This is a genomic window from Oceanithermus profundus DSM 14977 (genome assembly GCF_000183745.1).
GTDB classification, from domain to species: Bacteria; Deinococcota; Deinococci; order Deinococcales; family Marinithermaceae; genus Oceanithermus; species Oceanithermus profundus.
This window is the reverse complement of sequence record NC_014761.1, coordinates 273,565-288,090: the sequence shown is the minus strand read 5'-3', so window position 1 is coordinate 288,090 and position 14,526 is coordinate 273,565. Positions and strand designations below refer to the sequence as shown.

General features: G+C 69.7%; 11 protein-coding genes and 1 rRNA gene. 3 read left to right on the top strand and 9 right to left on the bottom strand.

What is annotated here, in order from left to right; genetic code table 11:
• Nucleotides 1-8 precede the first annotated feature (8 nt).
• The 3 genes from OCEPR_RS01440 to OCEPR_RS01430 are packed head-to-tail and all read right to left on the bottom strand — an operon-like array spanning nucleotide 9 to nucleotide 2,204.
• Nucleotides 9-401, bottom strand: a complete 393-nt coding sequence (locus OCEPR_RS01440) for a hypothetical protein (protein WP_013456925.1) — start codon at nucleotides 399-401, stop codon at nucleotides 9-11.
• 60 nt (nucleotides 402-461) lie between these two features.
• Complete coding sequence (locus OCEPR_RS01435; protein WP_013456924.1) at nucleotides 462-1,061, bottom strand: DUF1641 domain-containing protein; 600 nt, start codon at nucleotides 1,059-1,061, stop codon at nucleotides 462-464.
• A 9-nt stretch (nucleotides 1,062-1,070) separates the two neighbouring features.
• Entirely contained in the window at nucleotides 1,071-2,204 is a 1,134-nt protein-coding gene (locus OCEPR_RS01430; RefSeq protein ID WP_013456923.1) for an NAD(P)/FAD-dependent oxidoreductase, read from the bottom strand.
• A gap of 196 nt (nucleotides 2,205-2,400) precedes the next feature.
• Here OCEPR_RS01430 and OCEPR_RS01425 point away from each other — a divergent pair, with 196 nt between their 5' ends.
• A complete protein-coding gene (locus tag OCEPR_RS01425) occupies nucleotides 2,401-3,714 on the top strand; it encodes a coproporphyrinogen III oxidase family protein (protein WP_013456922.1) in 1,314 nt (437 codons plus the stop codon).
• Here the strand turns inward: OCEPR_RS01425 and OCEPR_RS01420 are convergent.
• From OCEPR_RS01420 to OCEPR_RS01400, 5 genes are all read right to left on the bottom strand, one after another.
• Nucleotides 3,711-4,049, bottom strand: a complete 339-nt coding sequence (locus tag OCEPR_RS01420; RefSeq protein ID WP_013456921.1) for a DUF3208 domain-containing protein — start codon at nucleotides 4,047-4,049, stop codon at nucleotides 3,711-3,713. The genes OCEPR_RS01425 and OCEPR_RS01420 overlap by 4 nt on opposite strands.
• Entirely contained in the window at nucleotides 4,046-4,666 is a 621-nt protein-coding gene (locus tag OCEPR_RS01415; RefSeq protein ID WP_013456920.1) for an HAD family hydrolase, read from the bottom strand. The genes OCEPR_RS01420 and OCEPR_RS01415 overlap by 4 nt, the downstream gene beginning before the upstream one ends.
• Nucleotides 4,667-4,723: 57 nt before the next feature.
• On the bottom strand, nucleotides 4,724-6,100 hold the full coding sequence (locus OCEPR_RS01410) for an RtcB family protein (RefSeq protein WP_049773563.1): 1,377 nt from the start codon (nucleotides 6,098-6,100) through the stop codon (nucleotides 4,724-4,726).
• Nucleotides 6,101-6,173: 73 nt separating this feature from the next.
• A complete protein-coding gene (locus OCEPR_RS01405) occupies nucleotides 6,174-6,602 on the bottom strand; it encodes an archease (protein ID WP_013456918.1) in 429 nt (142 codons plus the stop codon).
• Nucleotides 6,602-7,249 carry a PIG-L deacetylase family protein gene (locus tag OCEPR_RS01400; protein ID WP_013456917.1) on the bottom strand — a complete coding sequence of 216 codons (648 nt, stop codon included), beginning with the start codon at nucleotides 7,247-7,249 and terminating at the stop codon, nucleotides 6,602-6,604. Before OCEPR_RS01400 ends, OCEPR_RS01405 begins: the two co-directional genes overlap by 1 nt.
• 310 nt (nucleotides 7,250-7,559) lie before the next feature.
• Here OCEPR_RS01400 and OCEPR_RS01395 point away from each other — a divergent pair.
• Nucleotides 7,560-9,090: ribosomal RNA gene (locus OCEPR_RS01395) — 16S ribosomal RNA — on the top strand.
• A gap of 810 nt (nucleotides 9,091-9,900) precedes the next feature.
• Here the strand turns inward: OCEPR_RS01395 and OCEPR_RS01390 are convergent.
• Entirely contained in the window at nucleotides 9,901-12,684 is a 2,784-nt protein-coding gene (locus OCEPR_RS01390; RefSeq protein ID WP_013456916.1) for an ATP-binding protein, read from the bottom strand.
• Between the two features lie 58 nt (nucleotides 12,685-12,742).
• Between OCEPR_RS01390 and OCEPR_RS01385 the strand changes: the two genes are divergently transcribed.
• Nucleotides 12,743-14,518: an InlB B-repeat-containing protein gene (locus OCEPR_RS01385; RefSeq protein WP_013456915.1), complete on the top strand. Its 1,776-nt coding sequence runs from the start codon at nucleotides 12,743-12,745 to the stop codon at nucleotides 14,516-14,518.
• Nucleotides 14,519-14,526: the final 8 nt, after the last annotated feature.

The following is a 14,526-nucleotide window of genomic DNA, read 5'->3' as shown; positions in this document are numbered from 1 at the left end:
GCCGGCCCCTAACCCAGATAGGCGAGGTCGGCTTCGATCTCGCCTTTGGTGTAGTTCAGCACGGGCTCGAGCTCCGGAGGGAAGGCGCGCTCGAAGGTCTCCAGGCAGGGGAGGACCTCCTTCTCCAGGAAGCCGCGCTCCCAGGCGCGCCGGGTCTCGCCCCCCCGCGCCGCCGAGGCCGCCATCTGCTCCATCTTCTGCACGAAGCAGACCCGCGGCACCCCGCCGGTGGCGCGGCAGATCAGGCTGTCGTGGCCCGGGCAGTGCGCCAGCGCCCGTTCGAACGCCGCCGCCAGGTCCGCGCGGCCGATGAGCGCCACGCCCAGCGGCCCTCCGAACAGGGCCGCCAGGCGCTTGTAGCGCGAGCTGCGCAGATGGCGGATACGGCTTTCGTTCTTCATTAACCCGAGCCTACGCCGGTCGGCACGGTGACCTGGAGGGACAATCCGCCCCGGACCGCTTCACTTCTTGGCCATTTTATCCATAACGGCCTCGATTTCCTCCATTTCCCGGCGCAGGTGGGCCAGCGTCCGCGGCAGGAGGCGCAGCAGGAGGAAGAGCAGACCGAGGGCCTGCTGGATCTCGGGATCGTTCAGCTGCGAGAACAACCCCACGGGCCCCACCCGGGGCGGGTTCTTGACCACCTCCGGCGACAACGTCTCGCCCGCGGCCTTGCGCGCGGCCTCCACGAGCATCCCCAGCGCCGTAGGGTCGATCTCGGCGAGCACCTCGGTCAGGTTGGCGAGGTGGGCCAGCATGCGCAGGTTCTTGGGCTCCATCAGCAGGCTGAGGTTGCGCATCAGGGTCTCGGAGGCGTCGCCCGCGAGCTGGAGCACCCCGCTCTTGTCGATCTTCTCCAACGCCTCGGCGGCGTGCTCGAGGGCGTCGGCCTGATCGAGGAAGCGGTCGAGGATCGTGAGCAGGCGCAGGTTCTTGGGCTCCATCAGCAGGCCCATGTTCTGCACCAGCGTGGGCCCCGCCTTGAGGTCGGCCAGGAACGCGATCCCGCTGTCCTCCAGGATGCGTTCGATGCGCTCGAGCCTTTCTTCTACCTTGGCCATGGCTGCCTCCTAAAAGAGGGTGGCGAAGAACATCGACTCGAAGAGCATCTTGGCGATGCGCACCGAGCGGCCGCGGGCCATCACGCCGCAGGACGGCATGCCCCGCCCGGCCAGCATGTCGGTGAAGTCGCACTCGGGCAGCACCGCGTCGTCGCCGAAGTCCATGATGCACATCGCCACCGGGTTGAAGGGCTCGCCGATGTAGGCGCCCCGCAGGTCCGCGGCGATCACCCCGGCCACGTACTCGCCCTGGTAGTGGACCACCACGCCCGCGGGGGGCAGGTTCAGCCCCGGGTTCACGGTGTCGCCGATGACGAAGATGTTCTCGTACTGCAGGGAGCGGAAGGTGTCGGGGCTCACCTCGGGGAAGCCGTTCGGGCCGGCGAGCGGGGACTCCCGCACCACCTTGTTGGGGGCGAAGGGGGGCACCAGGATCAGGCGGTCGTACTCGAGGGTGCGGCCGTCGGCCGCCTTGACGACCCCGTCGCCGCCCTCGGTCAGCTCGAAGCTGCCGTGGAACTCCACCCCCTTGCGGTCGAGGATCTTCGAGATCGCGTGCGAGATCACCGGCCCCATGCCCGCCAGCGGCGCCGGGTTCATGTGGAAGATGGCGATGCTCGAGCGGTCCCGCAGCCCCTTCACACGCAGCGCGAAGTCGAGCTGGCCGGCCACCTCGAAGGGCGCGGGCGGGCAGGGGTAGTAGGGCGAGGAGACCCCCACGACCCAGCGCTCGCCCTTGGTCTCCTTGAGCCAGGCCCGCAACGCCAGCGCCCCCTCCTCGCTCCAGGGCGCCTGGGCCCCCTCCACCGGATAGGCCAGGGGCTCGGCGCCCAGCGAGACCACCAGGTAGTCGTAGGTGAGCTCGCCGCGTTCGGTCTGGACCGCGTTGCGGTCGGGCTGGAGCTCCTGCACCTCGGCCTGGAGGAAATGGATGCCCTTCTTCTGCAGCGCGACCAGCGGCCGGCGGATCTGTTCGATCTCGCGCAGGCCGAAGGCCACCCACGGATAGGCGGCGATGAAGGTGTGCTCGGCGTTGCGATCGACGACGGTCACCTCGACCTGATCCCCCAGGATCTCAACGAGCTTGTTCGCGGTGATCACGCCGCCTGATCCACCACCCAAGATCAGCACTTTCTTGCGCATACCTACCTCCACGGTTCCGACTTGTGGTTCGCCCGTATTCTGTACCCCGTACCCCTGCGCGCGACAGTGTCAAATGCCCCCAGAGCCCATCAGGACGGCGGTTTCCTAGGTTTTGGAACGCGTGACATTTGCACCTGCGCACCCCGGCGGCGGGAAGGTTAAATGGGTGCAAGACGCGCTGAGGGAAGGAGGGTCCGTGAACCCGCTCCACCACGTCGCACGATGGGCCGTCAACCAAAAGCTCGGCCGGCTGCGCTGGGAGGCGCCGGGACGGCTCGCGGACGGGGTGCGCCCCAGCCGCTCGTTCCTCTACATCCACGTACCCTTTTGCGAGTCGATCTGCCCCTTCTGCATGTTCAACGCCCACAAGCTCGACCGCCGCTCGAGCCAGGTGCAGGACTACTTCGAGGCGCTAAAGCGCGAGCTGCTCATGTACGAGGCCGCCGGCTTCGACTTCGGCGCGGCCTACGTCGGCGGCGGCACCCCGGCGCTGGTGCACGAGGAGCTGGCCCGCTTCCTCGAGTTCGTGCGCGGCCGCTTCGACCTCACCGAGGTTTCGGTGGAGGCCAACCCGCGCATCCCGGACGCCGCGGTGCAGTCGCTGGCGGCCGCGGGCGTGGACCGGCTCTCGGTGGGCGTGCAGAGCTTCGACGACGGCATGCTCGAGCGCCTGGGGCGGCTCGAGGCCTACGGCTCGGGCGCCGAGATCCGCGAACGGGTGAACCGGCTCTTGGGCCGGTTCCGCATCGTCAACGTCGACTTCATCTTCAACCTTCCGAACCACGACCCCGAGGTGCTGGCGCGCGACCTGCAGATCGCGGTGGACGACGGCATCGACCAGCTCACCACCTACCCGCTGATGGAGGCCCAGCAGAACCGTGGCTACGTGGACCGTCAGGGCCGCATCAGCTACGACCTCGAGGCCTACCTCTACAAGAGGGTGATCCTGCCGACGCTGCGCGAGCACTACACCCCGGTGAGCTCCTGGTGCTTCTCCCGCAAGGACAAGCCCGAGGTCGACATGCTCGACGAGTACGTGGTCGACTACTTCGACTACGTGGGCATCGGCACCGGCTCGATGAGCCTGCACGACGGGCGGGTGAGCGTCAACGCCTACACCCTGCCGCTCTACCAGCGGCTCGTCGCCCAGGGCAGGCTGCCGGTGGTGCTCGAGTCGGCGCCGCTGGCGCGGCGCGACTACATGCTCTACTACCTGATGATGGCCCTCTTCGGCCGGCGGGTGGACTGCAAGAAGTTCGAGGCGATCTTCGGCGTGCCCCTGAGGCGCGCCCTCTGGCCCGAGTGCACGGCGCTGCGCGCCATGGGCCTGGTCTACGCCCGCGGCGACCACATCTACACCAACGAGCGGGGGATGTACGTCTTCCTGATGATCCTGCGCGAGTTCTTCACCCACGTCAACCGCTTCCGCAGCCTCGCGCGCGAGGCCTCGCACAGGCTCGAGCGCCAGCCCGCCGCCCCCAAGCTGAGCTTCGAGCCGGTGCTCGACTAGAGGGCCCGCAGGTCCTCGAAGAGCAGCCAGCCCACCCCCGCCGGCGTCGCCTCCAGCACGGGCGCCAGCCGTTCCTGCAGGGCCGCCACCCAGGGGTGGAGCGCGTTCGGGTCCCGGTCCGTGAGCACGAGCGCGGTCAGCTGGTAGAAGCGCTGGGAGGCCGTGGGGGTGCCGTCGTCGAAGAAGGCGAAGGGCGGGCGGATGGGGTCGACCAGCAGCACGGCGTCGGCCTCCCCCAGGTCCAGCGTCGCGGGGAGCTCGAGCTGCGGGTCCCACGCCCGCTCCTGGGGAACCCAGAGGTAGCCCTGCAGGAGCCGGACCGCCCGCTCGCTCACGGCCTGGCGGCGGAGGCCGGCAGCGTCAGGCCCCGGCGCAGCAGCTCGCGCACGAACGGCGCCGGCTCCTGGAAACGGTGGGTCATCAGCCCCAGCTCCGCGGCCGCGGCGATGTTCCCCTCGTGGTCGTCGACGAAGAGCACCTCGCCCGCCGGCAGCCCCATGCGCTCGAGGGCCAGCTCGAAGGCGCGCGCGTCCGGCTTCTTGACGCCCTCCTCGTTGGAGAAGAAGACGGCGTCGAAGCGGTCGAAACCTTCTCCCGCGCGCAGGTAGTCGGAGATCACCGGGTAGTTGTTGGAAAGCAGCCCCACCGTCACCTCGGCAGGAATGGCCGCGAGCAGCTCGTACATCTCGGGCCGCGGCGCCACCGAAGCCAGGAAGAGGGCCTCGAAGTCGTCGTAAGGCGCCTCCACGCCCAGCGCCTGCGCAAAGTAGGCCCAGAAGCGCGGCAGGCTCCACTCGCCGAGCTCGAGCCGCTGCACCTCGGCGAAGTAGGCGTCGGCCACGCGCTCGCGGGGCAGGTCGAAGCGGCGGGCGGTGTTCGCGACGACGCGGCCGTCGAAGGTCCCCACGGTGAAGACCCCGCCCCAGTCGAAGAGGATGCCCCTCGGTTTCATGGGAAGGAGTTTACCGCATGTTCGCCGCCGCGGGGAGGCGAACGGCGGCCCGCCCCTTCAACCCTTGACCACGATCACCGGCCGCAGCCGCGCCACCCGGCGCCCCAGGCCCGCCCCCTCGACGACCTGCACCACCTCGGCCACGTCCTTGTAAGCCTCGGGGGCCTCCTCGGCCACGGTGCGGCGGCTGGTCGCCCGCAGCTCGATGCCCGCGGCGGCCAGCTCCCGCACCAGGTCGCGCCCCTTCACCTGCTTCTTCGAGCGCGCCCGGCTGAGCACCCGACCGGCGCCGTGGCAGCTCGAGCCGAAGCTCTTTTCCATCGCCCCCTCGGTGCCCACGAGGACGTAGGAGTACCGCCCCATGTCGCCCGGCACCAGCACCGGCTGCCCCACGGCGGCGTAGGCCGGGGGCAGGTCGGGCGCGCCGGGGCCGAAGGCGCGGGTCGCCCCCTTGCGGTGAACCAGCACCTGGCGGCCGCCGTGGGTCTCGAACTTGGCGTTGTTGTGGGCCAGGTCGTAGACGACCCGCAGCGCGTGCTCGCGCGGGGCGAAGCCGGCGGCCTCGAAGGCCTCGCGCACGTAGTGGGTGATGAGCTGGCGGTTGGCGAAAGCGTAGTTGGCGGCGGCGGCCATCGCCCCCAGGTAGGCCCGCCCCTCGGGGCTCTCGATGGGGGCGGCGGCGAGCTGCCGGTCCACCAGCTCGATGCCGTACTTGGGGGCGACCTGCAGGAACTTCTGCACGTGGTCCTGGCAGACCTGGTGGCCCAGCCCCCGGGAGCCGGTGTGAATGAGGACGGTCACCTGCCCCTCCGCGAGGCCGAAGGCCGCGGCGGCCTCGGGGTCGTAGACCTGCTCTACGTACTGCACCTCCAGGAAGTGGTTGCCCGAACCCAGGGTGCCGAGCTGCGGCAGGCCCCGCTCGTAGGCGCGCTCGGAGACGCGGCCGGGGTCGGCGCCCTCGAGCCGCCCGCCGGACTCGATGAACTCGAGGTCTGCCGGCTCGCCCCAGCCCTGCCGCACCACCCAGCCGGCCCCCTCCTCGAGCACCCGCGCCAGGCTGCGCCGGTTCAGCTTCACGTCGCGCCGCTTCGAGCCCACCCCCGCGGGGACGCGCTCGTAGAGGCGGTCGGCCAGCCAGGCCTTGCGCGGCTCCAGGTCGCGCCGCTCGAGTCCGCTGGCCAGCAGCCGCACCCCGCAGTTGATGTCGAACCCCACCCCGCCGGGGCTCACCACCCCGCCGGCGGCGGGGTCGAAGGCGGCCACCCCGCCGATGGGAAAGCCGTAGCCCCAGTGGATGTCGGGCATGGCCAGCGCCGGCTCCACGATGCCCGGCAGGGTGGCCACGTTCATGAGCTGCACCAGCGACGCGTAGCCCTCGCTCTCCAGGTGGGCAAGGATGCGCTTCGAGGCGAAGAAGACGGCGTCGGCGCGCATCTTCCCCTTCCGCGGGATGCGGAAGGTGTAGCGGTCCTCCTGCACGAACGATACGTCCACGGTCCGCCTCCTCTCAGACGTCCAGAATCACCCGCGCCCGAAAGCGCCCGTCCGCCCCCTCCACGACCAGGCCGTGGTAGGTGGCGGCCTTGACCTCGCCAGCGAAGCGGTCCTGCACCTCCTCGAAGAGCAGCAGGTCCAGCTCGGCCTCGAGCCGCTGCCCTTCCGGAACCTTCCCCAGCCGCACCCGCGTGCGCACCGGAACCTCACCCCGGGTCTGCACCCGGTAGATCAGCTCGTCGAGCCAGCGCACCATCAGCGTCTCCAGGTCGGGCGCCGTGAGCGCGAGCCGCTCGGTGCGGCGGCCCCGCCGCGGCAAACCACCCTCGAAGAGCACGCGCAGCAGCGCGTCGGCGGCAGCTTCGAAGACGCCGGCGAGGGAGTCGGCCTCCACCTCGAAGCCCACGTCCGCGGTGTGCTCGAGCATGCGCAGACGCGCCATCAATCCAGCCCTTCCCGCCCCTCCCCTTCGTAACCAACCAGGTGGAAGGTCTCCTCCAGCAACCGCGGCGCGGCCGCGTTCATGATCTTCAGCACCGAAAGCGCCTGGGTGCGGTACTGCGCCATGGCCTTGAGCTTGGCCGCGAGCGCTCCGTGGTCGAGCGCGACCCGGTGCGTCGGCGGCTTCCACCCCTCCCGGAAACCCGGATAGGGCCGCGGCGGCGCGTAGTAGTAGAGCTTTACCGGCCCGTAGCGCGCGAGCGCCTCCACCACCCAGCGGTGGGTGGCCACGTGGTCCGGGTGCCGGTTGAGCCCGTTCGGCGGAAAGGTGACGACGCGCTCGGGCGCAAGCGCCTCGAAGCGCTTCACGAGCAGGTCCACGATCTCGGGGTGCTCCGCCACGCCCTGGTCGGGAAAGCCGTGCACCTCCAGGTGCCCCACCCGCAGGATCGCCGCCGAGCGACGCAGTTCCTCCTCGCGCACCCGGGGCAGCTCCTCGCGGCTGCACAACCCCAGGTCCTTGCCCCGGTCGCCACGGGTGAGGGTGATCAAGCCCGTGCCCCAGCCGCGCCCGGCGGCCTCGTAGAGCACCCCGCCCGCCCCGAAGACCTCGTCGTCGGGGTGGGGCACCACCAGCAGCAGTTCCACACCCCTATCCTAGCGCAGCCCCCGGCAAAGCCCGGCGCGGCGGTTGACAGCCTTCCCCGCATTTGCTATCTTGAGTCTTGCGCCCAGCGGGTGCGGGGATCTTGAAAGCACGGATCAGGGAAGGCGAAGAACGCAGGCCAGACGAGGGTAAACCCCACAGCGGTCTGCGTAAATTCAGCCTGCAGCACACCTAAAAGCAAGCGCGCGGGCGCGGGGGTTCACCCCTTCGCAACGCCCGCGACGCCATGCGCAAACCCGCAGAGTTTCTGCGGATCTTCTCTTCGAGTGTTAGGCCTCAGGGCCTAGGACTGTGATGGAGAGTTTGATCCTGGCTCAGGGTGAACGCTGGCGGCGTGCCTAAGACATGCAAGTCGTGCGAAGCTTGCCCGGAGTCTTCGGACACTGGGTAAGCTTAGCGGCGGACGGGTGCGTAACACGTAGGTGACCTACCCGGAAGACGGGGACAACCCGGGGAAACCCGGGCTAATCCCCGATGTGGACCCGCCCCTTGGGGCGTGTCTAAAGGGCTTCGGCCGCTTCCGGATGGGCCTGCGGCCCATCAGCTTGTTGGTGAGGTAAAAGCTCACCAAGGCGACGACGGGTAGCCGGTCTGAGAGGATGGCCGGCCACAGGGGCACTGAGACACGGGCCCCACTCCTACGGGAGGCAGCAGTTAGGAATCTTCCGCAATGGACGCAAGTCTGACGGAGCGACGCCGCTTGCGGGATGAAGCCCTTCGGGGTGTAAACCGCTGAACAGGGGACGAAAACCCCGCAAGGGGAATGACGGTACCCTGCTAATAGCACCGGCCAACTCCGTGCCAGCAGCCGCGGTAACACGGAGGGTGCGAGCGTTACCCGGATTTACTGGGCGTAAAGGGCGTGTAGGCGGCCCGTTAAGTCCGGTGTCAAAGCCCACGGCTCAACCGTGGAAAGGCGCCGGATACTGGCGGGCTAGACGGACGGAGGGGGTAGCGGAATTCCCGGAGTAGCGGTGAAATGCGTAGATACCGGGAGGAACGCCGATAGCGAAGGCAGCTACCTGGACGTCCCGTGACGCTGAGGCGCGAAAGCGTGGGGAGCAAACCGGATTAGATACCCGGGTAGTCCACGCCCTAAACGATGAGTGCTGGGTGTCGGGCTTTGGCTCGGCGCCGTAGCTAACGCGTTAAGCACTCCGCCTGGGGAGTACGGCCGCAAGGCTGAAACTCAAAGGAATTGACGGGGGCCCGCACAAGCGGTGGAGCATGTGGTTTAATTCGAAGCAACGCGAAGAACCTTACCAGGCCTTGACATGCCGGGAACCCCCTGGAAACAGGGGGGTGCCCTTCGGGGAGCCCGGACACAGGTGCTGCATGGCCGTCGTCAGCTCGTGTCGTGAGATGTTGGGTTAAGTCCCGCAACGAGCGCAACCCCTGTCGCTAGTTGCCAGCGGTTCGGCCGGGCACTCTAGCGAGACTGCCCGGGAAACCGGGAGGAAGGCGGGGATGACGTCTGGTCAGCATGGCCCTTACGGCCTGGGCGACACACGTGCTACAATGGCCGGCCCAAAGCGCAGCGACCCGGCGACGGGAAGCGAATCGCAAAAAGCCGGTCTCAGTTCGGATTGCAGTCTGCAACTCGACTGCATGAAGGCGGAATCGCTAGTAATCGCGGATCAGCCATGCCGCGGTGAATACGTTCCCGGGCCTTGTACACACCGCCCGTCAAGCCATGGGAGTGGGTTCCACCTGAAGTCGCCGGGAGCCCGTCAGTGGGCAGGCGCCGAGGGTGGGGCTCATGACTGGGGCTAAGTCGTAACAAGGTAGCTGTACCGGAAGGTGCGGCTGGATCACCTCCTTTCTAAGGAGTTCTCGTTCCGCAAGGAACCACTTCTTACCAAGCTGCAAGCGAGCCTGCCCTGATCCGTGCTTTCACCCCCCGCGCCCTGGCGCACCTGCCCCCGGCTTCGGCCGGGGGTTTTTGTTTGGGAGGTAGGAGGTGGGGTGTGGGAGGTAGGTTTTGCTACAGGTGCCGGTGCGTAGTACCTGGTACTTGGTGCGTACTTTGTGGTGCGTAGTTCGTGGTGCGCAGTACGTAGTGCGTCGTAGGGGCGGACCCGCGGGTCCGCCCGTGATGTCAGGAGCATGGCCGACAACGGCCAAGTCCGACAACCCCACCCAAACGCTCATCAACGGTAGGGGAGGGTTTGAAACCCTCCCCTACGCCCCCGGCCTTTCAGGAACGAAATTTCGGATTACCGCCCAGCGTAGACCCCTGCTTTCGCAGGGGCCTGCCCCGGATCAAGTCCGGGCCGGGCCCTGAATCAAGCTCAGGCGGGCTCCCGGGTCTCCCACGGCTATTAATCTCGGTCGTCCGGGGGACACAAGAAAAGCGGGAGGCAGGGGGTGGGGTGTGGGGCGCAGGTTTTTGTTCGAAGAAGCCTGCCGAGGGGGTCGCGGGCAGTACGCCGGATGCGAAACTCGATTTTTCCCACCTCCCACTCCCTACATCCCACACCCCGGCGATGCATGACCGGCCTGCATCCCGCTTCCCAGTTCCGAGATCCCAGGCCTTCAGATGCATTTCGCCAGCGGCGGTGTTCCCGAAAAGAGTCCAAGGGGTCCCGTTCACTGGCGACTCACCCGGACGGGAGCAGTTCGACCCTCCTGCTCATGCCGGAGCGGCGACGCCGAGATCTTCTAGGGCCTCGGCCGCCGAGCGATAGGGCGCCCCCGGGCAGGCCCCCGGATCGAGGGCCTCCATCAGGTTCTCGGCTTCGCGGCGGTTGTGCGCGCGCAGCTCGGGCAACCCCAGTGCCGTGCGCAGCAAGCGGCAGGCGCGCCGCGGGTCCCCCTGCGCCAGCTCCAGCCGCGCCCAGACGACCAGGCCGCGGGCCACCTCGGCCGCCTCCCCCACCCTCCACGCCGCCGCCAGGCCTTGCCGCAGGTGCCGTTCGGCCTCCACCCACCGCTGCAGGTGCGCCGAGGTGAGGCCGAGGTTGATCTGGCAGCTCGCCTCGAGCACCCGCTCGCGGGAGCGCCGGCTCCCCTCGAGCGCCGCCTCGAACCGGCCCAGCGCGTCCACGTACCTGCCGGAGGCCAGCGCCAGCTGCCCCAGGTTGTAGAGCAGGAAGGGTTCGATCTGCCCCAAGCCCAGACGCCGCGCCCGGCGCAGCCCCTGGTTCAGCATGCGCTCCGCCTCGTCGCTCCGGCCCATGACCCGCAGGAGGTTGCCCAGGTTGTTGTACGTCTTGGCCATGTCGGCCTCGTGGCCGTGCGCCTCCTGGGTGGCCAGCGCCTCCAGGAAGAGCCGGCGCGCCGCCTCGTGGTCGCCCATGGAAAAAACCGCGATGGCCCGGTTCTGAAGCGCCGCCGTACGGGCCCAGGGATCCGCGCCTTCCCGGGCGAGCGCCGCCGCCCGGCCCCAGTGCTCGGCGGCGGCCGCGAAGTCGCCGCGGCGGTAGGCCAGCATCCCCCGGTTCTGCTCGAGGCGGGCGTTGCGGGCCGGATCCGCCCCCACGGCGACGCCTTCCATCAGCCGTTCTGCGGCCTCGAGGTCGCCCAGGCGGATCCACAACCAGGCGGCGGCCAGGGCGAAGGGGGCGCGCAACCCGCCGTCCTCGGCCCGGGCGAGCACGGCCTCGAACCAGCGCCGCCCCTCCTCGAACCGTCCCTGGCGGTCGAAGAAACGGAGCAGCGGCTCGGCGAGCGGAGCCAGGCGGTCGTGCCAGCCCCAAGCCGCGGCCCGCTCCCAGGCGGCCCGCAGGTTGGCGTGGTCGTTGCGCATCAGCGCCAACGTGGGCTCGTCCCCACGGTTGAGCCCCTGCACGTGGCGCAACAACCGGTCGAGGTAGTGGCGCGCGTGCGCCGCGCGCACCTCGGCCTCCTCCCCCGGCCGCCTCGCGAGCCGGCGCAGGGCCAGCTGCCGCAGCAGCGGATGCAGGCCGAGCCGCCCGTTGCGGGCCCAGACCATGGCGCGGTCGCTCAGGACCGCCAGCGTGCCGACGTCAGCACCCAGCACTTCCGTGGCGGCCTCGGCGTCGAAGCCGCCCTCGAAAACCCCCAGCCCCGGGAAGACCCTTCGGGCAGCGGAAGGCAGCTGTTCGTAGGCCTCTTCGAGGAGGGTCTCGAGGTCGCCCTCGCCGTTGCGCGGGCGCGGCAGGTGCGGGGGCGAAAAGCGCCGCGCCAGCTCCTCGGCCGGGAACAGGTCGGCCCAGGACGCGGCCAGCTCGATGGCCAGGGGGTGGCCCTGCCAGACCCGGCAGAGCTCTTCGACGGCGGCGGTGCCCTCCCCCAGCGCGGCGTGCACCCTGCGGGCGCGCTCAAGGAAGAGAGCGACCGCCGGCGACGGCTCCCCGGGGACTTCGGGATCGACGCTCAGCCCGTCGAGGTGGAGGCAGCGCTCCTCGGCCGCCCCCAGGCGCACCCGGCTGGTCGCGAGCAGGTGCAGGTTCGGGCAGCGGACGACGAGGCGGGCCAGCTCGCCGGCCTGGTCGTGGAAGCGCTCGATACCGTCCAGAACGATGCAGACCGATCTACGGTCGATGCGGGCGGCGAGATCTTCCCACCCCAGTCGGCGCGGGTCGGGGGTCAGCTTGAGGGCCTCGGCGATGCGCGCGGGGAGGTCGGCGTCGGCGTCAGCGTCGAGCTCCACCCAGACCACCCCGTCGGCGAAGTAACACCTGCGGCAGAAGCGCTGCGCCGCCTCGATGGCCGTGCGGGTCTTCCCCACGCCCGCCAAACCGACGAGGGTGACCCAGCGCTGCCCCTCGCGCACCAGCAGCCGCTCGATCGCCTCGAGCTCTTCGCGCCGCCCCAGGTGGCGGGTGACGGGCCGGGGAACCCGACAGGGAACGGGCTCGGCGCGCCCGTGCTCGCGAACAAAGTCGTCGAGCAGCGGGCTGCCGCTCTTGCGGAGGAGCTCCACCGTGGTGGCCGGGTCGCTCAGCCCCCAGGCGCGCTCCAGGGCGTACGCGGCCTCGGCGTGCGCGCGGGCGCGGTCGAACGCCCCCCGGTGGAGCGCCTGATGGCCCAGCTCCAAGTGGGCACGGGCGACCCAGACGGCCACCCGCTCGCGCATCTGGAAGACCCACTCCTCGAGCTCGTGCCCCAGGCGCAGGTCCAGCCCTTCGGCGAAGGCCCCGCCGTAGAGGCGGACGGCCCGCGCCCACTCGCCGCGGGCCACCGCGTCGATCAGCTCGTCCACGTCCGTGGGGAGCGGCGTGTACAACCGGCGGCCGTGCGTGCGCACCGCGCCGGGATGCGCCTTGTTCAGCTGGGTCAGCGCCACCGAGAGGCTGCCCAGCGGCCGCTTGGCCTCGGGCCAGAACAGCTCAGCGAGGAAGCGGCGCTCGCGCGAGCCCTCCAGGGCCAGGTAGGCGAGCAGCAGCAGGGGCTTGGGGCGGGTGAAGCGGACCCCCTCGAGTTCAAGGCTGCCAAGCAGGCGTAGGCGCATCGCTGCAGGACCCCCGTTAAGACGTTGTTAAGGGCATTGTGGCTAAGGTCGTGGGCAAATGCAAGCTTATAAGCGTTCCTACACCTTCGGTCCTTTGCTCCTCCTCGGGCTCGTCTCGCTCCTCGCGGCCTGCCAGGGAGCGACGGCCCCCCAGTCCACGCTCGAACTCAGCTTCTCGGGCAGCGGCAGCGGCAAGGTGCGGATCACGCCCCCGGACGTCGAGTTCACGGCGGGGACGACGCAAAGCTACGCGGCGGGCACCCAGGTCACCCTGACCGCGACGCCCGACGCCGGATCCACCTTCCTGGGCTGGAGCGGCGACTGCAGCGGCAGCGGAAGCTGCGTCCTGACCCTGGACACGGACAAGCGCGTGACCGCTTCGTTCAGCACCCAGGCCAGCGGCGCACTCACGGTCTACGGCCCCGGCGATTTCAACGGAAACACCCTCACCGTCCAGCTCCCCGGCCTGCAACCCGCCGACTACGTGGCCCTGATCCCCGTCTACGCCGGCCAGGACAGCAGCGGCACCGACCCCGACGGCATCCAGTACGCCATCACCACTCAGAACGTCGCGACCGCCTCCCTGGGCCAGGCGGCGGACGCCGGGCCCGCCGGGCCTCGGGTGCCCTCGGACGCCGCGGCGTTGCAGGCGAGCCGCGCCTTCGTCGCCGAGGCCCGGAGCGCTGGAATCGAACCCCTGAACCGGCAGGTGGGCGCGCAGGGGTTCAGCGACAACTGCCCCGGCCCCTACCAGGCGGGGGTGACGCAGTGCGACTTCTGGGTCTTCACCGACGTCAGCACCTCGCCCCCCACCCAGGCGCTGATCAACGCCACCGTGCAGTACGTCAGCGCCAGTGCGGTGTGGTTCGTCGAAGACGGGCTTACGGGGGACGACGTGCTCAGCGCCAGCGAGCTCGGCGCGCTCGCGAACACCTTCGAGACCGCCGTTTGGCCCACCATCGGCACGACCTTCGGCAACGCCGCCGACTTCGACGGCAACGGGAAGATCTTCATCGTCCTCAGCCCCAAGGTCGGCAACGCCGGCCTCTTCGGCTACGTCTACTCGGCGGACCTCTACCTCGACAGCGGCTCGGCGCCGCGCAGCAACGAAGGCGACATCTTCTACGCCACGACGCCCGGCCCGCCGATCAACCTCTACTCCTGGACGCGCGACGCCTTCCTTAACGTCGCCCTGCCGGGGACGATGGCGCACGAGCTGAAGCACCTCGTCGCGATGGGCTACCGGGTGGCGGCCGGGTTCCCGCTGGAGGAGATCTGGATCGAGGAACCCTCGGCGGAGGTCGCCAAGGAGCTGAGCGGCTTCGGAACCGCCCAGGGGCGGATCCAGTCGCGCGCCAGCGACGCCCTGGCCAACCCCGAGGCGTTCCGCATCGTCCACGCGACGCGCCCCTCCGGCGCCGAGGGCCGCGCCATCTACGGCTTCAACTTCCTCCTGATGTGGCGGGCCCACGAAAAGGTCGGCGCCTCGCTGTGGAAACCCTGGGTCCAGAGCAACCTCGTCGGCATCGCCAACTTCGAGGCGGCTACCGGCCAGAGCTTCGCCGACGCCCTCGTCGACTGGGCGCTGACGCTGCTCTTCGACGACACCGCCCGGCTCGCCGGCTACGAGTACCAGAACCTCGCGCTGCGCGACGGCAGCTGGCAGACGCTCTACTACCAACCCCTGGCCGCGGTGAGCAACCGCACCCTGCGCTCGATGGCGTTCTACGTCGGGCGCGGTACCGGCGCAGACGCCACCGTCACGCTGAGCGTCAGCGATCCCTCGCGGATGCGGGTGGCCGTGGTGCGGTTCGCGGGCCCGCTCCCCTACTAGGAGGCGGC